Annotated in this window: 19 protein-coding genes; all 19 read right to left on the reverse strand. The window is 63.2% G+C overall.

Annotated features, from left to right (window positions below):
- Positions 1-61: 61 nt before the first annotated feature.
- Positions 62-1,096 carry a class I SAM-dependent methyltransferase gene (locus AC0L2C_RS24750; protein WP_473524657.1) on the reverse strand — a complete coding sequence of 345 codons (1,035 nt, stop codon included), beginning with the start codon at positions 1,094-1,096 and terminating at the stop codon, positions 62-64.
- Positions 1,093-2,082, reverse strand: a complete 990-nt coding sequence (locus AC0L2C_RS24755; protein ID WP_023801250.1) for a GNAT family N-acetyltransferase — start codon at positions 2,080-2,082, stop codon at positions 1,093-1,095. Before AC0L2C_RS24755 ends, AC0L2C_RS24750 begins: the two co-directional genes overlap by 4 nt.
- A gap of 9 nt (positions 2,083-2,091) precedes the next feature.
- On the reverse strand, positions 2,092-3,156 hold the full coding sequence (locus tag AC0L2C_RS24760; RefSeq protein ID WP_473524658.1) for a glycosyltransferase: 1,065 nt from the start codon (positions 3,154-3,156) through the stop codon (positions 2,092-2,094).
- On the reverse strand, positions 3,153-4,004 hold the full coding sequence (locus AC0L2C_RS24765; protein WP_287227008.1) for a PIG-L deacetylase family protein: 852 nt from the start codon (positions 4,002-4,004) through the stop codon (positions 3,153-3,155). The genes AC0L2C_RS24760 and AC0L2C_RS24765 overlap by 4 nt, the downstream gene beginning before the upstream one ends.
- Before the next feature lie 7 nt (positions 4,005-4,011).
- Positions 4,012-4,944, reverse strand: a complete 933-nt coding sequence (locus AC0L2C_RS24770; RefSeq protein WP_023801253.1) for a glycoside hydrolase 5 family protein — start codon at positions 4,942-4,944, stop codon at positions 4,012-4,014.
- Positions 4,937-5,698, reverse strand: a complete 762-nt coding sequence (locus AC0L2C_RS24775) for a TIGR04290 family methyltransferase (RefSeq protein WP_027153515.1) — start codon at positions 5,696-5,698, stop codon at positions 4,937-4,939. Before AC0L2C_RS24775 ends, AC0L2C_RS24770 begins: the two co-directional genes overlap by 8 nt.
- Positions 5,699-5,700: 2 nt before the next feature.
- Positions 5,701-6,507, reverse strand: coding sequence for a sugar phosphate nucleotidyltransferase (locus AC0L2C_RS24780; protein WP_473524659.1), 807 nt, complete (start codon positions 6,505-6,507; stop codon positions 5,701-5,703).
- Positions 6,507-7,622, reverse strand: coding sequence for a CgeB family protein (locus tag AC0L2C_RS24785; RefSeq protein ID WP_236378483.1), 1,116 nt, complete (start codon positions 7,620-7,622; stop codon positions 6,507-6,509). Before AC0L2C_RS24785 ends, AC0L2C_RS24780 begins: the two co-directional genes overlap by 1 nt.
- 13 nt (positions 7,623-7,635) lie before the next feature.
- Entirely contained in the window at positions 7,636-8,232 is a 597-nt protein-coding gene (locus AC0L2C_RS24790) for a histidine phosphatase family protein (protein ID WP_287227002.1), read from the reverse strand.
- Complete coding sequence (locus tag AC0L2C_RS24795) at positions 8,229-9,332, reverse strand: inositol-3-phosphate synthase (protein ID WP_091590805.1); 1,104 nt, start codon at positions 9,330-9,332, stop codon at positions 8,229-8,231. The genes AC0L2C_RS24790 and AC0L2C_RS24795 overlap by 4 nt, the downstream gene beginning before the upstream one ends.
- A 163-nt stretch (positions 9,333-9,495) precedes the next feature.
- Entirely contained in the window at positions 9,496-9,645 is a 150-nt protein-coding gene (locus tag AC0L2C_RS24800) for a hypothetical protein (protein WP_084646751.1), read from the reverse strand.
- 161 nt (positions 9,646-9,806) lie between these two features.
- On the reverse strand, positions 9,807-10,853 hold the full coding sequence (locus AC0L2C_RS24805; RefSeq protein ID WP_473524660.1) for a UDP-glucuronic acid decarboxylase family protein: 1,047 nt from the start codon (positions 10,851-10,853) through the stop codon (positions 9,807-9,809).
- 23 nt (positions 10,854-10,876) lie between these two features.
- Complete coding sequence (locus AC0L2C_RS24810) at positions 10,877-11,986, reverse strand: CgeB family protein (RefSeq protein WP_473524661.1); 1,110 nt, start codon at positions 11,984-11,986, stop codon at positions 10,877-10,879.
- Positions 11,983-13,077 (reverse strand): CgeB family protein, encoded by a 1,095-nt coding sequence (locus AC0L2C_RS24815; RefSeq protein ID WP_128245350.1) that lies wholly within the window; start codon positions 13,075-13,077, stop codon positions 11,983-11,985. Before AC0L2C_RS24815 ends, AC0L2C_RS24810 begins: the two co-directional genes overlap by 4 nt.
- Positions 13,074-14,204 (reverse strand): CgeB family protein, encoded by a 1,131-nt coding sequence (locus AC0L2C_RS24820; RefSeq protein WP_128245351.1) that lies wholly within the window; start codon positions 14,202-14,204, stop codon positions 13,074-13,076. The genes AC0L2C_RS24815 and AC0L2C_RS24820 overlap by 4 nt, the downstream gene beginning before the upstream one ends.
- A 2-nt stretch (positions 14,205-14,206) precedes the next feature.
- Entirely contained in the window at positions 14,207-15,307 is a 1,101-nt protein-coding gene (locus AC0L2C_RS24825) for a glycosyltransferase family 4 protein (RefSeq protein WP_473524662.1), read from the reverse strand.
- On the reverse strand, positions 15,292-16,584 hold the full coding sequence (locus AC0L2C_RS24830; protein ID WP_287237168.1) for a TIGR04295 family B12-binding domain-containing radical SAM protein: 1,293 nt from the start codon (positions 16,582-16,584) through the stop codon (positions 15,292-15,294). The genes AC0L2C_RS24825 and AC0L2C_RS24830 overlap by 16 nt, the downstream gene beginning before the upstream one ends.
- Positions 16,581-17,648 (reverse strand): NAD-dependent epimerase/dehydratase family protein, encoded by a 1,068-nt coding sequence (locus AC0L2C_RS24835; RefSeq protein ID WP_287237169.1) that lies wholly within the window; start codon positions 17,646-17,648, stop codon positions 16,581-16,583. Before AC0L2C_RS24835 ends, AC0L2C_RS24830 begins: the two co-directional genes overlap by 4 nt.
- On the reverse strand, positions 17,645-18,751 hold the full coding sequence (locus tag AC0L2C_RS24840) for an NAD-dependent epimerase/dehydratase family protein (protein ID WP_287237170.1): 1,107 nt from the start codon (positions 18,749-18,751) through the stop codon (positions 17,645-17,647). The genes AC0L2C_RS24835 and AC0L2C_RS24840 overlap by 4 nt, the downstream gene beginning before the upstream one ends.
- Positions 18,752-18,867 lie beyond the last annotated feature (116 nt).

Genomic DNA, 18,867 nt, shown 5'->3' on the forward strand with positions numbered 1-18,867 from the left:
CGGCCGCCGGAGCCTTTATCTTGACGGCAGAGATGATGTCTATCTTGCCGCCGGATGCCTTCTAGTCCTCCTTCGGATTGTCGGCACTCACAGGTGCCCTGTCTGTTTGGTGCGCCTGTCTCTTTGACGCCCTCGTCTCTTTGACGCCCGAACAATCATTGCGCATTAATGTTCCCTCGGATGCCACAAGTAGAAAGGCATTGCCGTCCCACAGCCGGAACGGCTTCGCGCCGTCAGCCACGACCTGCATGCAATGGGCTTCGGCGAGGCGGTGAACATCGGCACGATCCAGCGCCGTCGATCCGCGATAGGAGTAATTCAGAAGTGCTGCCACGCCTGACGGTTTCAGAACACGCGCAATTTCCTCGAAATACCGCTCCGCCAGGCCAGCCAGCACCAGGTAGGGGAAGCTGTCGACAGCCAGCACGCAATCGAAGCTTGCGTTGGAAAAATCGGCGAGATCGAGACCAAAGGTCGGCCGCAGATCCACATTGCGCAGCCCGGCACATCGCCGACGAGCGACCGAAATCATCTCCAGGGATATGTCGATGCCGACGATCCGGTGCGCGGCATCCGAGAGTGCGCTTTCGAAGCGGCCGATGCCACAACCAATGTCCAGTATGTCCTGGTCGGGGCCGCTGAAGCCTTGCCGCTGCAACCATGCGACGATCTCGTCGGTGGCGGCGGTGAGTTTCTCCTCGTCTCCCAGCGAAGACAGTTGAACGCTCGCCGCCTGGGAAATCGTCGCCGCGGCATCAAAGCCGGCGGCCAGCCGCCTGACGACCGCGGCGTCAGTTTCCCATTCATCGCGTTCGTGGCGGACGGCGGCACCTGTTTGGCGCAGCGTGGTGAAGATGTCAGGCCTGTGACGAAGCAGATCGGCGATCCGCTCCAGTCTGTCGCGTTTTCGCAGGTCGGCTGAACGCATCTCCAGCGCCACATCGGCCAATTCTGCGGCATCGACCCCGGTCTCGAAGCGCAGCGCCAGTCTGGCAATCATGGCGTCGACGCAGGCGCCGTCGGCCATGCACTCCTCGATCAGCATTTTTGCGGTCGATGCCGCCTGGGGCGATGGCTTTCGTCCGGTGGCGCTCATCGAGCCATGCTCCGCGTCCAGACCTTTCGCATTGTCCATTGGTCGACGGCCCCCCAGCCATACTTGTAGCTCTCCTGGCCGCGCAGAAAATCGAACTCCCGCGCCCCTTCACGAGCCGCTTCGGCAATCGCGTGACCGATCAGGATTGCGCCGGGACTTTCCTCGGCATAGGCCGGATCAAAACCGCCAAGGTAGGCGTAGGCGCGGTGGCGATGATGAAATCCGTAATAGGCGCCGACGACCGCATCGTCGATGGCAACAAGCCAGCATCGGACAAGACCCTGTGCGGCAAGCATGGGAAGCGCCTGCCGATGGAATTCTTCTGCAGCCGGATCGGCCAGGACGCCGTCGCCGCGCCCGGCCCAACGCGCGCCGTGAAGGCGGATCAGGTGATCGAAAAACGCTTTGAGATTGGCCTGCGCCGGTATGATGGAGACGCAGCCGCGCCGGCGTGCGGCATTGTGCGCGCGGCGCAACTGGCGTCTTCGCCGCGCCGGAATGCAGATCGCGAGCGCATCGTCGCCAGCGATCGGCAGCACGGGACAAGCGGCGTGGTCGACGGGTTGATCCGCCTCCAGCGCAGGGTGCGCGATAGTGAGACCGGCAGCACCGGCCGGCAGGTCCGGTAAGATCCATTGCGACCAATTGATCGCCAGAACCCGGTCGGCGATGACGGCGGCGACAGCCGCTTCGATGCCGGGGCAACACAGGACATCCAGGTAGTCGCTCAACGAAATCCCAACCGGAAGCAGTCTCGACCCGCAAGTTGCGTGTTCCAGGTAAAGCGGTGCCAATCCCACCAGATCGTCGCCTCGCCAGACGGCGATCGTCGCCAGCTCTCCGGGCGCGAATGCGCGCCACCACGGCACCAACCAGGCGGGGCTTTGGAACGGCGTCGCTGTCCGGCTGTGCGCCCACAGCTCCCGCCAGCGCGGTGCCAGCGCCTCAAAGGCGGCCGGATCGTCGATGATCTCGGAGCGGAGCATGAAAGCCGCTCACTGCACCGTCGCCAGGCGCCTGCGGCCGGCACCAAGCCCTGCCAGCGCCTGGTAGGCGTCCATGTAAGACGAAATCATTTGGTCGAGCGAAAAGCGCCGCCGCGCCTCGGCCCGGCATGTCTCAGCATTCAGGCAGGAGGCTGCGACGATGGCCTCCGCCATCTCATGGATGTCGTTGACCAGAAAGCCCGTCTTGCCGTGTTCGACCACATCCGGCAGCGCACCGTTTGGAAAGGCGACGACCGGCGTGCCGCAGGCGAGAGCCTCCATCGCGACAAGCGAGCTGGTTTCCGCGGCAAGGCTGGGAATGACCAGGCAGCGGGCGGCGTTGAGAAAGTGCCGCTTCGCGACGAAGCCAAGCGGACCGAGGAAGCGGCGGCGCTGGTCGAGGCGCGGCTGGACTTCGTCACGAAAGTACAGCGTGTGCGTTTCGTAAGGGTAGACCTTGCCGCCGATGATCAGCCGCACGCCAGCCTGTTTGGCCGCGTCCAGTGCCAGGTGGATGCCCTTTTCCGGGCAAATGCGGCTGAGCACCAGCGCGAAGTTGCGCTTGAACTGCCGACCGCTCAGCGCATCGATATCCACGCCGTTTGGAATGGGTGCCAGCAGCCTGGCACCCGGCGGCGCGGTCCTCTGTTGGGCCATCGAGACGGCGTGAAGCCATAGGTCGTCGCGGACCGTGCGCAAGGCATCGGCGGGATACCAGTCGAGCGGCAGGTGCAGGCTTACCAGGGTCGGGCCATCATCAGGCAGATAGGCATCAAAATCGATGCCGTGCAGATGAACCACGTCGATCGGCCAACGGGCGCGTGCGACTTCTATCGCGGTGCGGTGAGAGCGCTGTGCCCGTTTCTTCGCCGCATCGTCGAGCACACCTGGTTCAGCAGGCGTCTCGATGAGCACGCCCGTCGCTTTCGAGCCCTGGCAACCGATCACGATGGAAGCGTGTCCCGCGCGCACGAGTGCCTGGTCGAGCATCGACAGCACCTGCTCGGCACCGCCAACCGCATCCGGGCCGACTGGCGCGAGAGGGTAGGCGACGTTCAGGACGGTGAGGGTCATGGCCGGTCGAGCCCAAGCTCCTCATGCGCAGCGGCCGCGGCGTGAAGCCAAACCGCCGGCTCGAAGCCGAGCGGCAGCGCCTCGTAATAAAGCCTGCCGCTGTTCGGCAGCGCCAGGAAATCATAGGCAGGCGCCACCCGGAAACGTTCGATGCGCGCCGTGAACGGCGCCAGCGTCCGTTGCTGTGTCCGGTGGCAGGCCAGCATGCACTGCTTCCGTTCGAAAGCCGCTTCCGTAAGGTGCAATTCGATGCGCTCGCTGCCGGAATGACTGTTGAAATCCTGAAGGACCGCACCCTCAGGCCCGGCCGAATAGAACGCCATTTCGACGATGGCCGGTGCCTGGCGTCCGTCGCGGCGCAGCAAATGGCAGGCCGCATGGACGGCAAAGGCGGTCGCGTCATGATCGGGGTGACCACCTTCATAAGGATGCGTGCAGACGAAGCTGACATCGCGCTCGGCCAAAAGGCCGGTCAGTTCCCGTGCGAGCGAGCCAAGATTTCCGGCGGCCTGCTTGTCGGGATAACCGAGGCTAATCAGGGCCGCCGACGGCAATCCCGCTGCCGCCAGCACCGCCTCCAACTCCCGATGGCGGGCCTCGGCATAGTCCTGCCACGTCTCGAAGCCGTATGCTCGCGCGTCTTCAAGGTCTCGCGGCGCGCCATCGGTGACATGAACGATGCGAGATCCGCGCAAGCCGGCAAGATGCCCGCCGATGCCGATGGTTTCGTCGTCCGGATGCGCGACAACGATCATGATCTCAGCACCGTCTGAGCGGTGCGGAGCAGCACCTAGCAACAAGGCCGCGAATTCGGCAAGCGGTCCGGACCTGTCAGCTGCGTGTTGCATGACACACTCATGCTGCCGAAGCCCGCACCGCTCTGACCGGCGAGGCAGCCATGGCGGGAGCATAGCGGCGGGTCATCGTCGCGCAAAACTCCGCAAATTCCTCCGGCACCAGCGGCGGACTGGTGTGATGCGGCATCACTCCGCGGTGCTCCGGCGTGAAGCAGAAGGTGATGGTCACGTCGAAATCGGCAAGTGCTTCCATCTGCCGGTCGTACCAATCCAGCGCATTCGGCCTGAAGCTGTCGGCCCAGGAAAGCCCGGTGCGCAGATTGGTGACGCCCAGCCGTTTCATCCAGGCGACGGCGTCGTCCAGCCGGGGATCTTCAAAGTGGAACCATTGCACCAGCCCCATCCCGGGTAAGTAACGCAGGAATTCTTCGAGCGCGGGTTTGGGCGTGCCATCTTCGCGGAGCAGGCCCATGTAGAAGTGGCGATAGTAGGAGGAGCCTTCGGCCTCGCGATGACGCGTCGTTGCCCCCCATTCGCGCGGAAGATCGTAGAGGCTGTACCATTGCACGCGCGAGGCATTGCCGAGCAGCAGTTCGGCGCTCCGACGCAAACCCCAGAGCTGCACCTCCTCCGCCCCGAAGCTCGACACGCCAACTTCGCTGACCCATACGGGAAGATCGGTAACGGTCGAAATCTCGCCGATCTTCTGCGGCCATTCCTGAATCTGCCAGAGATTCCAGTCGAGTGGGAAACCATGCACACCGACGGCATCGACATGATCGAGCACCCCGTATTGCTTCATGAGCGCCATGAAATCGGCATCGATCGGCGAAATGCCGCCCAGTATCCTGGTCACGGCCGGGTTTGCCGATGCGATCGCATCGGCGGCCAGTATTGCCATGTTGGCGAAGCGGCTCCAGTCGGGGTCGAGTTCGGGATCCCAATGGGATTTGTTATTTGGCTCGTTCCAGATCATCGCAGCTTCAATCATGAAGTGGTCCTTTCGACGGGTAGACGGCGCCGCCGCAGGCCGGCTCACCGGCGGCGCGGCAGAAATAAACCTCTTGCTCCGGGTGCAGCACGATCTCGAAGCCGGCGCTGCGCAGCATCGCCTCTGTGCAGGCGCGATTGGGAATCCACCAGTTGGTCGGGTCGTCGGCATAGCGATGCTCGACGAAATGCAGCTTCGGAAACTCCGGCCGGTCGAACAGATCGTGGGTCCAGAAAGGATAATTCTCATCGAGTGCAGGCAGTTCGATGCTGCCGCGCTGCATGGACTGGAAGATCATCAGGTCGCCGGCAACGTGCTCCCGGATCAGATCGAGAGCGAGCAGCGGGTGGCGCAGGTGATAAAGCACGCCCATGAACAGGACTATGTCGAATTTCTCCCGCAGCGCGCCAACGTCGTAGACCGAAAGCTGCTGGAATTCGATGTCGCAGTCAGCGATTTCGGCGGCGAAGCGCGCCTGCGCCAGATAGGCTTCATCGAAGTCGATGCCGAGGACGCGGCCGGCGCCGCGTCGCTTCATTTCGATCGAGTAGAAGCCGGCGTTGCAGCCTATGTCGAGCACGGCCTTGCCGGACAGATCGGCAGGAATGGCGTCGGCGAACTTGCGCCATTTGATCAGCGGATAATTGCCGAGGAAATGGTCGGGGGCGGTTTCGACGCCCGCCAGTTCCATGTTGTGGAACCACGGGCCAAGGGCATCGATGCGGCGGCGGATTTCGGCGTTCGAATGCAGCATGGCTAGCCTCCTTCGCCTGGATGGCTTGGTATCTGCGCTTGCCCCGGCAGCACGAACATGAGGTTTTTCGTGTCCTCCAACGTAGTGTCGTTGTTCTCGAGCAGCCGAAGTGCGGTGCGGTAGCCGTTGAACGTGCCGACGTCGACATAGGCGGTGCCTGCCTTGACGCCGCAAGCCTCACCGCCGGCCGCCAGATAGGCGTTGATAAGGGTGCCGACATATTCGTCGCTTTGATCCCGCTCGCGCCAAAGCGCGGCAATCTGGTGAAGTATGCGGCCCGGCATCTTGAACGCCCCCCAGATCCAGTTCGATGCAGCGCCTTGTTGCTTGACCTGGATCTCCTTCACCCGGTCATCCCCGTCGAGAACGACGGCATCGAAGAGTTCCGGGTGATCCACCGGGAAGAGCAAAAACGACAGCCGGTCGTCCGGCAGGCGGCAAAAGCCATCTTCCGGAAACCAGATCGTGTCGGGCAGGCCGACCAGAACCGTCTCGTCCGGCGCGACCAGCGGCGCGGCGCGGAAGATCGCGTCGCAAAGACCGACGGGGTTGGGCTGCACGACAAACAATGCGGCGGCGTCGCCGTAGCCGGCGGCGTAGTATTCGAGAATGTCTGATTTTCCCGATCCGATGACGAAGCAGATCTTGTCGACACCGTTGCGCACCATGCGACGCACCAGATACTCGCTCACCGCGCAAGGACGCTCGGTCTGGCCGTCGATGCGGCTGCCGACCGGCAGGAGCTCCTTTGAGAAGCCGAGCGGTTGAATGCGGCTGCCGCGGCCGGCGGCGGGCACGATGCCCAACATCAGATTGCTTCCTTCAACGGCTCGCCCGCCGCCAAGCCCTGTCCCAAGCCCGGCAATGAATCGGACAGGAGGCGGTCCAGTTCCCTGGCGCGCTGCGCAGAGGTGTGTTCGTCCAACACCCGCTCGCGCGCTCGGCGCCGGATGGCGTCGACTTCGCTGTCAGGCAAGCCGACTGCCGCGACCACGTCGTCGGTGCTGTCCGCCAGGATGATCTCGCTGCCGGGCTGGAAAAAACTGCTCAGCCCGGGCCAGGTGTCGCTCACGATCGCCGCGCCGCAGGCTGCCGCCTCGAACAGCCTGCCCGAAGGACACCAGCCCCTCTTGGCCATCGCCTCGCGCGTCACGTTCAGCGTCAGGCGCGATGAGCAGAAGAAGGCCGGATGATCCGCAGGCGGAAGGTGCCTGACAAAGAAGATGTTTTCGCCCCACGGAAATTCATGCGGATATTGGGCGCCGCCGATGACGAAACGGCGGTCCGGCAGGCGCGCTGCCGTGCGGACCAGCAGCTTTTCGACGCCGGCCTGGCGATCGGCCGCATACGTTCCGAGATAGGACAAATCCCCGGCGAATTCAGCCCGGGGCTGGGCCGGCCGGTGTCGGTCGGGATCGACATGGCCGTAGAGAGGCAAGACTCGGCGGGCGCCCAGCAGCGTTTTCAGCGCATCGATTGCGGTTCCCCCCGTATAACTGAGGGCGAGGTCGAAATCGTGAAGGCCCTCGGGCCCGTAATAGGCCGGTCGTAGACCTTGTTCTATCCGGGCGAGCGTGACGGGGGTGTCGAGATCGTAGAAAACCTTCAGCCCGCGACAGGCCTGCTGCGCCAGGCGCGATGCCTCCACGGCGTCGGGGCAATAGGACGTGACGATGACGACGTCGGATTCCCCGATAGCCTGTTCCGCGACATGGCGAATGTCCTCCCACTCCGGATAGAGAACGACATTGCCGCCATCGAGATGGTCAAGATCGCGTGCGCCGGCATAGTACGGGGTATTGCGTTCGAAAAAGCTGACCGACCAGCCCAGGCGACCGAGCGCACGGATCAGCCCGCGCCACAGCGTCGCGTGTCCGTTTCCCCACGAGGAGGTGACGGTGAGACCGAAAATGACCATACGCATCCGGCAGTCCTCGTCAGGCGGCTTCGTTCAGTCGGATCAGCTTGGAGCCCCAGTCACCGGACACGACCGTGGTGATCGAAGCGGGGTCGATATCGAAGCGAAAACAGTCTCCCAGCGGCAAGCCGAGCACCTTGCAGACGGCGGCTTTGATCACGTCGGCATGGCTGACCAGTGCCACGGACTGGTTCTGGTAGGGTTTGCGAAGCTGCTGCATCAGCGAGACGACACGTTGCTGGACGTCCAGCATTGTCTCGCCGCCGGGCGTCCTCGCCTGCTGGCGTTGACTGTTCCACGTCAGCCAGTCGGCGTCCTGGCTCAACTCTTCGAAGGTCTTGCCCGACCACGCGCCGAAGTCGATCTCATCGAGTTCCTGGCGGATTGTAATCTTCTCGCGATTGCAGGCGATTGCGATCGGTTTTGCGGTTTCCAGTGTTCGTTCGCGCGGGCTGCAACAGATGGCCGCCAGCGGCCGCGGCGCCATGTGGCTGGCAAGGCGCGAGGCTTGTGCCCTGCCGGTTTCGCCGAGGCAAACTCCAGCCATGCGTCCGGCAAGATAGTCGCCGACACTGTCGTGCGCCGCATGGCGGATCAAGAAGAACGTCGTCGTCATTCCGCGGCATCAAGCATCGGCTCGTCCCTCCCGGCGATGAAAGACAGCGTGCGCAGGCGTGCCTCGGCATCGGTGAACTGCTCGGGCGGCGACTTCATGAAATAGCTGCAAGGGCCGGTCAGCGCCCCCGCGATGCCGCGGTCAAGCGCCAGTTTGGCGCAGCGGACAGCGTCGATAACGACTCCGGCCGAGTTGGGCGAATCCCATACTTCCAGTTTGAGCTCTGCATTCAGCGGCACGCCGCCGAACGTCGTGCCTTCAACGCGGATGTAGGCCCATTTTCGATCGGTAAGCCAGGGCACATGGTCGCTGGGGCCGACATGGATGTTGCCGGCCTCCAGAGGGACGTCGAACTGGCTGGCTACGGATTGCGTCTTGGAGATTTTCTTCGATTCCAGCCGCTCGCGTTCCAGCATGTTGAGGAAATCGGTGTTGCCGCCGAAATTCAGCTGGTAGGTGCGGTCGATGCGGACGCCGCGCTCGCGGAACAGATTGGCGAGCAACCGGTGCACGATCGTCGCGCCGACCTGGCTTTTGATATCGTCGCCGACCAGCGGCAGACCGCGCTGCTCAAAGCGCCGGCGCCATTCCGGCCGCGATGCGATAAAGACCGGTATGCAGTTGACGAAGGCGCAGCCGGCCTCGAGCGCGCACTCTGCATAAAAACGCGTGGCTTCTTCCGAGCCGACCGGCAGATATGAGACCAGTACGTCGGCGCCGCTTTCCCGAAGCAGCGCGCTGACATTCGCGACCGGTTCTTCTGCCTCCTCGATCTCATCGCGCAGATATTTGCCGATGCCGTCAAGTGTCGGTCCGCGCTCGACGCGAACGCCGGTTGCCGCAACATCGGCAAAGCGGAAGGTATTGTTGGGCGCATTGTAAATGGCTTCCGCCACATCGCGCCCGACTTTACCCTTGGCGACGTCGAAAGCACAAACCACCTCGATGTCGCCGACATGATAGCCGCCGAGATCAGCATGCATCAGGCCCGGTATCGGCTCATTGCCGCTGGCGTCCCGATAGTATGAGAGGCCCTGGACAAGGGAAGACGCGCAATTGCCGACGCCGGCTATTCCAATCCGTACCTTTTTCGATCCCACGAAACCGCCGCCATCGCTGTTGAAGGTAAGTTCCTCGCGCCGAACTGTCAGCTGCCAGGAATGTTCCTTGCGACCTGGAAAAATCACCAACCTCTATTCGGATCAAAGCTGCGCCATGTATTTTGCGTTGCCTGGGCCGATCGAAGCCTGAGCGACGCGCGCCTCAATCGAGCGTTCGCAGCATATCCGCTTCTTTTTCCAGGATGGTGGCCACTTCCTCGCGCTCAAGATGCGTCATCATCAGGCTCACACAGCATTCGAGGTAGGTGATCGAGGCACGTCTCAGAAAGGCAGCCGCTTCCCGTTCTGCCATTTGCTCGATGTCCCTGGCGGATCGTTTTCGATGCACGGGTCCGTTCTCCCTGCCGATATTCGCCCAACGGCGAGCTAGACCGGATGTTCCCACAACGAGAAAAAGTGAAGACGCCTGTCGGGATGGTCTCACCATGCCCGAGGGCATAGCTCTCCCCGACTTCAGGCCGGCAGGTTTTGCAGTCGACCTGAAACGGACCTCACGCTTGTCGCAACTGGGGAGATTCGATCCTCGTTACGGCTGGCCTCGAGTTCCATGAAATAGCTGATCGTCTGCATCAGGCCTTGCTTGAGTGGCACCTTTGGCGACCAGTCGAGAAGGGCTTTTGCACGGGAAATGTCCGGTTGCCTCCGGCGAGGATCGTCTTGCGGCAGTGGCAGGAATTTGAAGGCCGAGTTGCTGTGGGTCATATCCCTCACCAATCCGGCCAGTTGAAGAACGGTGAATTCCCCGGGATTGCCCAAATTGACCGGTTGGCTCGGATTGGGATCGACATCCATGAGGCGGACCACACCCTCGACCAGATCGGAGACGTAGCAGAACGACCTGGTCTGCAGCCCGTCGCCGAAAATCGTCAGCGGTCTCTTCTCGAGCGCCTGCATCACCAGGTTCGAGACGATCCGGCCGTCGGCAGGATCCATCCGCGGACCATAGGTGTTGAAGATGCGCGCGACCCGGATGTCGGCCGTTTCGGTCCTCAAATAGTCGAAGCACAAGGTTTCGGCGGTTCGCTTGCCCTCGTCATAGCAGGCACGAGGACCGGTGCAGTTCACGTGACCCACATAGTCTTCCGTTTGCGGGTGCTGTTCCGGATCGCCATACACTTCGCTTGTCGATGCCTGCAGGAGGCGCGCATTGTTTCGGGCGGCAAGCTCAAGTAGATTGAGGGTTCCGATCACGCAGGTCCGCGTGGTGTGAATCGGGTCAGCCTGGTAGCGCGGCGGCGATGCGGCGCACGCCAGGTTGAAAATGCGGTCGACCGGCTCAGCAAGGTCCAATGGTCGGCAAATATCCTGCTCGATTAGCCGGAAACGAGGACTGTCCAGCATCGAGACGATGTTTTCCATCCGACCGGTAAGAAAATTGTCGACACAGATCACACGGCACCCGGCCTGAAGCAGTGTCTCGCAAAGATGCGAACCGAGGAAACCCGCGCCGCCGGCGACAAGCGCCGTTCTGGTCCGTTGTGTCCTTCTTGATTGCCGCATCTCTATTTTCTCCTGTCTACCAGTCATGCTGCACTTTCGATGTTCAGATCGAGCGCTGGACGTGTCGATCTTGGCCGCGCCAGCAGCGAAACGAATTCGCGGGCTCTCGCGGCGCTTGTATGTGCCGCCAGGATCGTTGCACGCGCTCGCTTGGCCAAAGCAAGCCTGACGCGGTCGGATTGGCTGGACAGGATATCGATCACGTCTTCGGCTTGGCCCGCCGTGTTGATCGTGGCTGTCGGAAAGAAGCTGTCCAGACCGGTCCAGCGATCGCTGATGATCGCTGTGCCACAGGCCGCCGCCTCGAAGAGGCGTACGCTGGGAGACCACCCAGCCGCTATCATGGAGCTGCGCGTGACGTTCAACGTATAGCGCTGGCGGCTGTAGAACGAGGCGTGGTCCGCCGGCGGCAGGTGCTCGATGCGATCGACGTTGCTTGGCCAGACGGTCTCGGACGGGAATTGCGAGCCGGCCACGACGAAGCGACGGTCCGGCATGCGTCTTGCCGGTTCGAGCAGGAGAGCATCCAGCGTCGCCTGCCGGTCCGAGCTGTAAGTGCCGAGATAGCCAAGGTCCCAGCGGATCGGATCGGCCGTTCGGCGATGCCGCTCCGGGTCGACGGAGCAGTAGAGCGGCTCGGCGCACCGTGCACCGAAGTCCGCCGCCAATCGGGCGAGTGTTGGCCCGCCGGTGAACGAGAAATAGACGTCGAAATACGGGATCTGCCGCCGGCATAGATAATCGCAATCATGCGCGGCGAGCTTGGCCAGCGTGACCGGCGTGTCGATGTCGTAGAAGCAGAACTGGCCCGTGCACAGGGACGCGACGATGTCAATGACGGCTCGCCCCTCCGGAACGAACGACCCGACCACCACGACATCGGCCTGTTGCAGACAGCCGGCATAGGTCCGACGAAGATCGTTCGTCGTTTCGTAGTAGCGCAACGTGCAGAAATCCGGGTCGCGCAGATCGCGATGGTTCGCATACCACGGCACGTCGCGCTCCAGGAAGGTGACGCGATGGCCGAGCTCGTGCAGGCCCTTCAGCAACCCCCTAAAGGTCGTGGCATGGCCGTTTCCCCATGAAGAGGACAACGACAGGCCAAGAAAGACGATGTCGAGCCGCTGGGTCATTCCGCTGCCTCCACGGTGGGGCGCTCGAAATGACGCCTGAAGACAGCGTCGGCGACAGCGGCCCTTAACGCATAGGTATGCTCGGCGAGAACACGCCGAAGCGCAGATGCGCCGATCGCCCTTGCCCGCTGGGGGGTGAGGGTGCGCAAGATCTCAGTGACATCATTACCATCGCGCGCCACCAGGATCTCTTCCCCGGGGGCCAGGAACAATTCGACGCCGAGCCAGGCATCGGTGATGAGGCATGCGCCGGCACCGGCAGCCTCGAAGACGCGCGTGGCAGGCGAAAAGCCGTTGGCGGCCATGCTGTCGCGGCTGATGTTCAGCACCGCCTTGGGGGTGACGTTGAACGCATTGTGGTCCCGCGTCCCGACGTGGCCGAGCCATGCGACATTTGCCGGCAGCTGCTTGTCACCCCAACCAGATCCGCCGAGCAGGAAACGCTGATCGCCCGAACGGTTGGCCGGATCGAGGAAGAAGGCTTCGACGCGTGCTTCACGGTCCGGCAGGCGGTTGCCGAGAAAGGCGAGGTCGCAGGCGAAACGCTTGTCCTTCGCGACCGGATGGTGCGTTTCGGGATCGAGGGCGTTGTAGATCGGCACGCATTCGGCAGCCCCCAGCGCACGATAGGCCCAGACGACCGGGTCGCCGCCGCCATAGGTGAGGACAAGGTCGATCTCCCGCAAAGCGTGGTGCAGCGGGTGATCCGGCTCGTCGCGCAATTGGCCAAGAGTGGCCGGTGCATCGACATCCCAGAACACTGTAAGCGCATCCGTACGGGCGTGGTCGAGCACGGCGCGCAGCAGCGCCTCGTCCTCGAAGCCCACTCCACTCGCCTTGACGACGATGTCGGCTTTGCCGGCGCTTGCTGCCACCTGCATCAGTGCATGCGGGGTCGCCTCGTAGATGACGACGTTGCACCAGTCCGGTGCCTCGATATCGCGGTTCTTCTGCCGGTCGTAGACGTCCGGTTCATAGAACGTGATCTCGTAGCCAAGTTGAGAAAGAGCCTTCAGCAATCCGCGGTAATAAGTCGCCGCGCCGTTCCAATAGGACGACAGCAGGCTCGATCCATAAAATGCAATCTTCATGCGACTGTCTCCTCTTTGGCGATGCGATCGATGGCTTGGCGGTTGCCGCATTCGGCGAGCACGTCGAACAGCTCGTCCGCCCGGTGCCGGCAAGTGTGTCGCCTCCCGATGGTTTCGAGGCCGGATCTCACCAGAGAGGCGGCCAGGCCAGCATCGTCCAGCACGTCGCGAAGATGGCGGCACATCTCGGAACCGTCGCGCGCGAAAAGAAAGTCGATGCCTGGCCTGAAGAGTTGTTCGACATCGGCCCAAGGCGCCGAAACGAGCGGGATGCCACAGGCGAGCGCCTCGAACATGCGGATCGTCGGGATGCCGGGCAGGGTCTCCCGATATGGGCGCCGCGGGATGTGGACGGTAACGCGGTGGGCCGCGAATGCCTTGGGCACGTCGGCATTGGCAATCCAGCCTTCGTAACTCAGGCCGGCGGCGGCAAGATCGGCGAGCGCTTCGCGTGGATAGCGCACGCCATGAACAGTGCCACGCAGGCCAAGTTCTTCGACTGGATCGATCAGGAATTCCTTGATTTCGGCACTGCGCTCATCATCGCCCCAGTTGCCGATCCAGATCAGATCGGCAGTCGGGTCGATCTCCGGGTGAGGCTTGAACAGGCGCTCATCCGCCGCCTCGTGCCAGGTGAAAGCACGTTTGCCCCAGCCGGCGCGCAAATAGCTTTGCCGCAACGCCTCGCCGAAAGCCAGCACGCCGTCATATTGCTCCAGCCGCAGAGCCGAGATCGCCTGCGTCGCCGAGACGGCGCGATGGTGGGTGTCATGGAACAGAAGCGTGAAACCGCCTCCATTCGCCCTGGCCCTGCCGATGCGCGCGACAAGGTCCGGGTCGGTCCATTCGTGGACGATCACCACATCGGCGTCGGCAATCCAGCCTTCATGGTCGAAGGACGCGTCGTAGGTCACCGACATCAGCTCCGGAAAATCTTTTCTGAAGCGCTCGACCGCGTAGGGCCCTTTCTCTGCCAGCAGGTTCGAACGGCTCCAGCCGTCTGCTGGCTCCAGCGCGATCGCCTGGTGCCCGCGTGCAACAAGCTCCCGCATGATGCCGCGCAGGAAATGTGCGTTGCCGTGGTTCCAGTCGGAAACGACCGAATGGGTATAGAACAGGAACCGCATTGTCAGCGTTCCGCAACGGCCAGGGCGGCCCGATCGTAGATGTCGTGCATGGCCGCCGCTTGCCTTGCTGGTGAAAACCTGCGGGCTCGGCGTGCGGCGGCGTCGCCGAGCCGGCGCCTGTACTGGGCGTCGTCAGAGAGACAATCGACACGTCTGGCGAGATCGCCTGGATCGTGGACGTCGTAGAACAAAGCCGCGCCATTCCACAATTCGCGATAGGTCGGGATGTCGGCAAGCACCAAAGGTGTCGCCGACGTCGCTGCCTCCAGTGCGGCAAGGCCAAATGGTTCATAAATGGAGGGCGATACGAAGATGCCGGCCCGCGCCATCAAGCGACGCACCTCGTCGTGGCAGACCGAGCCCAGAGCAACGACATTGCTGAAACTGACGCGTTGGCCATCGCCGCCCTCGATCGGCCCGGCAGCGAAGACTGGCCATTTCGTCAGCGCTGCTGCCTGGTCCAGCGTAGCTGCGTTCTTTCCTTCGTCCCACCAGCGCGCGGCGGCGACAACCACCGGTTCGCGTCGCTCTGCCTTTGGACCCGGCCGTGTGCCGTTGCTGACAACGCTCAGGCCGGCGATCGGCCCGTAGCAGGCCTCGAGCATGCCGGCATGGCTGCGGCTGGGCGCGATTACCGCATTGGCCCCATCGAAACCGCGTCTGTTGCGGTCCTTCTGCCATGCCCATTCGCCGTCCACAGCCTGTCCCCTGACGGCGTGGAGCCAGGTCACGACGCATGAGTGCGAGACCGTCACGACCGGGCAGGGCAGATCAAGTCCAACGGCCTGTGTCGGCGCATTGAGATGGACGAGGTCGATCGCGTGATCGCCAACAAGCGCGCGCAGTTCCTGCGGCAACATTTCCAGATCGTCCTCATTGCGGGTCATCCAGTCCGGCGGTGTCTTGAGCCACGCCAGGCCGGCGAAAGCCTGCGCCTCCTTCGCCTGCTCCTCCGACGGTTCCGGGCCCAGCCCGGCGAGCACGATGCTGTCGCCGCCATGAGCCAACTCCCGCGCCAGATCGAGCGCGTAGCGCCAGACGCCGCCGACGGCATCGACGGTCATCAGGATTCGCCGCGGGCGGCGGATCAGTGACTGCAACATGTCGCCTCCAACTCGGCCAGCGCTCGCGGGCGTTTCTCCTGGATATCGCTGAAGGTCCGGAACGAGGCTAGGTAATGTTCGTGGGCGCGCTCCCAGGCGAGATCGTCGGGCTCGCCCCAAAGCTCGCGATAGCTGGGCGAACTGGGATAGGGATAGAGCGGCACCGGCTCGTTGGCCCACACGCCGCGGTCGATGAGGTGCTTGCGCCAATGATCGACCAGAGCCGGATCGTCCTCGACGACGCCGATCAGATTGGCCTGGACGAACGGAACGTGACGTCGTGCATTGACCAGCAAAGCGGCCAGTTCCTCGGTGCCCAGCCGGCAACGCTTTGCCAGCATGGCCCGGCCTTCCACCGTCAGGCTTTCAAGGCCGGCTTCGATCGAAACGCAGCCGGCCGCACCAAGCAATTCCAGGAGCTCCGGCTTCCAAAGATCGATGCGGGTCTGCACGCCGAACTTGACGTCGCGATCGACCAGTGCCTCCAGCAGCGCCTTCTGCGGCAGGAATATCTCGTCGATAAAATAGATGTAGCCGACGCCTTGCCAGATCAGCCGATCGATTTCAGCGATGATCGCATCGTGGCTCCTGCGGCGGTAGGCGTCGCGGAAATCCATCTTGGCGCAGAAGCTGCAATTGTAGGGGCAGCCGCGAGATGCCTCGACCTCCGCGCCGAAACCCAGCTGATTGTCATCGAATCGGTGGTGATGGTGCGAATGCGCGGCTATCCAATCGGACGGCCAGCTGAGCGGCGGATGATCGACAAACGAACTGGCGTGAACGCCGCCGCTGCCGACAAGTTTCCCCTCGTCGAGGTGGGCGGTGTGGGGCACGGCGCTCCAATCGTCACCGCGGGCGAGTTCTGCGACGACCTCTTCGCATTCGCCGCGCACGACGACATCGACGCCCAGCTTGCGCAGCGTCGGCGCCGGCGTCGCCGAGCCGTGCGGCCCGACAGCCACTGTGCGGCCGCCCCGCCGGGCGAGGCGGTTGAGGAAGTCGGCTGGTACACGCAGCTCGGGCGGCGCGCAGCGCCAAAACAAATAGGTCGGCGCCGTGCTGACGACGGTCATGGCCGGTGCGAAAGCGGCGACGCGATCGGCAAGTGCCGCGTTGTCGAGCTTCTGGATTTGCCCGTCCAGCATCAGCACCTGATGGCCGTCGGCCTCCAGCGAGGCTTTCGAGTAGCCCAGTTCCAGCGGCAGATGTGGCTGGCGGCAGCCGAAATAGATGCTGTCCTCGTAGGTCCAGAACGGATTGACCAGGGCGACTTTCATGCCACGTACCTCGCTGGTTCAGGCTCGAGGCGATGACGCCGGAGCCAGTCGGCGAGATCGCGGACGCCGTCGCGCCAGGAGACATGCGCTTTCCAGTCGAGCGTCGCTTCTAACTTGCGGGTATCGGCGACAAAGAAAGGTTGGTCGCCGGTGCGTTCCCGGTCGTAGCGGATCGCGAGGTTCCGCCCGGTCAGCTCGCCGATCTCCTCGATTAGCATGCGCAGGCTGACGGCGTTGCCCGGTCCGCCACCGAGATTGAATGCCTGGCCCTTGATGTCGTCGATCCGGGCAAGTACCCCGCGATAGGCCGCAACGGCGTCGCTGACATGAAGGATATCGCGCACCTGCTTGCCGTTGCCGTAGATCGTGATCGGCCGGCCGGAAAGCGCGCTGAGCAGAAAATGGGCGACCCAGCCCTGGTCCTCCGTGCCGAACTGGCGCGGCCCGTAGATGCAGCTCATGCGCAGGACCGCGGTCGGCAGATTGTACGACTTGGCATAATCGAGCACATATTGGTCGGCCGCGCCTTTGGAGCAGCCATAGGGGGTGCAGAAATCCAGGCCGCAGGCCTCGTCTATGCCGTTGGCGCGGATGCCGGCATCGCAGGGCACGCACCGATCGTCCTCTTCGCGCACTGTGACGTCGGGCAGGCCGCCATAGACCTTGTTGGTGCTGGCGAAGATCACGGGAATGCGTCTGCCGCTAAGGCGAGCCGCTTCCAGGACGTTGAAGGTTCCGCGCAGATTGATGTCGAAATCTTCGCTTGGCTGGGCCAGGCTCGTGGTGACGGCGGTCTGCGCGGCGAGATGAAATATCGCCCTGGCATGCACCAAAAGCGGCGCCAGCACGTCTTCGTCCCGGACATCGGCGGTTTCCACGGCAAGTTGATTGCCGTGCTTCTGCGCCAGCCAGGCCAGGTTCTGATCGACGCCCGGGCGGCTGAGATTGTCGATGACCAGCACCGGCACCCCATCCGACAACAGGCTGTCGGCGAGGTTCGAGCCGATGAAGCCGCTGCCGCCGAGGATAGCCACCGGCGCTTCACGAAAACCGTCCGGCCTCATGACACCAGTCCTCGCTCTTCGAGTTCCCGTTTCATGTCGGCGCCGCGGTCGATGGCGGCCGTGTTGCGCACCCATGCGACGAACTCGTCGAGTGAATGCTCCAGGCGGTGCTGCGGCTCGAAACCGAGCAGTTCGCGCGCCTTCGAGATATCGGCGAAGCAATTGCGGATATCGCCGGCGCGCGCCTTGCCGAGGATATCAGGCCGATGGTCAGGCACACCCATGGCGTCGGCGAGCAGCCGGGCGACCTCGCTGATCGCATAGGCGCGTCCGCTGCCGATGTTGATGACGTGGCCGCGCGCCTGGCGTTGTTCCAGCGCCAGGCGGAACGCGCGGGCGACGTCGCGCACATGCACGAAATCGCGTTTCTGCTCGCCATCTTCGAAAATCATCGGCCGCTGGCCGTTGGCGAGGCGGGAAGCGAAATTCGCCAGAACGCCGGTGTAAGGGTTTGACAGCGCCTGTCCGGCGCCGAAGACGTTGAACAGGCGCAGCGCGACCGCGTCGACGCCATAGGCATCGCCGAAGATCAGCACGGCGCGCTCCTGGGCATATTTCGTCAGCGCATAGATCGAGGCGAGGTCGACCGGCTTTTCCTCGTCTGTCGGCAGCGGCGACAGACTTTCATCCGCCGCCGACAGCGGATTCCATTGGCCGCTCTTGACGTCGCCGGCCTGCCGCCGTGCATTGTCGACGCGCCTACCGCCTGGCGTGGCATAGAGACCCTCGCCGTAGACGCTCATCGAAGAGGCGACGACGATCCTCTCGACCGGATGCTTGATCAGTGCCTCGAGCAGGGTGGCGGTGCCGAGGTCGTTGGCACCGACATAGCGGGCGATCTCGTACATGGACTGGCCGACGCCGACCTCGGCGGCGAGATGAACGGTGGCGTCGACGCCCTGCAGCGCCTCGGCGACGGCGGCGCGATCGCGAACGTCGCCTTTGATCAGTTCGGCTCCTGCCGGCAGGCTGATCGCCTCGCTGCCGTGCACCTGTTCCAGCAGCGCATCGAGAATGCAGACGGCATAACCATGTTCGACGAGTTCCTGGACGACGTGGCGGCCGATGAAACCGCACCCTCCTGTAACCAGTATGCGTTTCACGACAACTCCTTACGCAGTTGGCCTTGGCGCCCCGAACTGTTTGGCAAAAGGTTTGTTCCCTCTGCTTCAACAAAGATGGTTTTGGCGAGGCTGCAACCTGAGGTGAACGCATGGCG

Source organism: Mesorhizobium sp. WSM4845 (assembly GCF_055811455.1).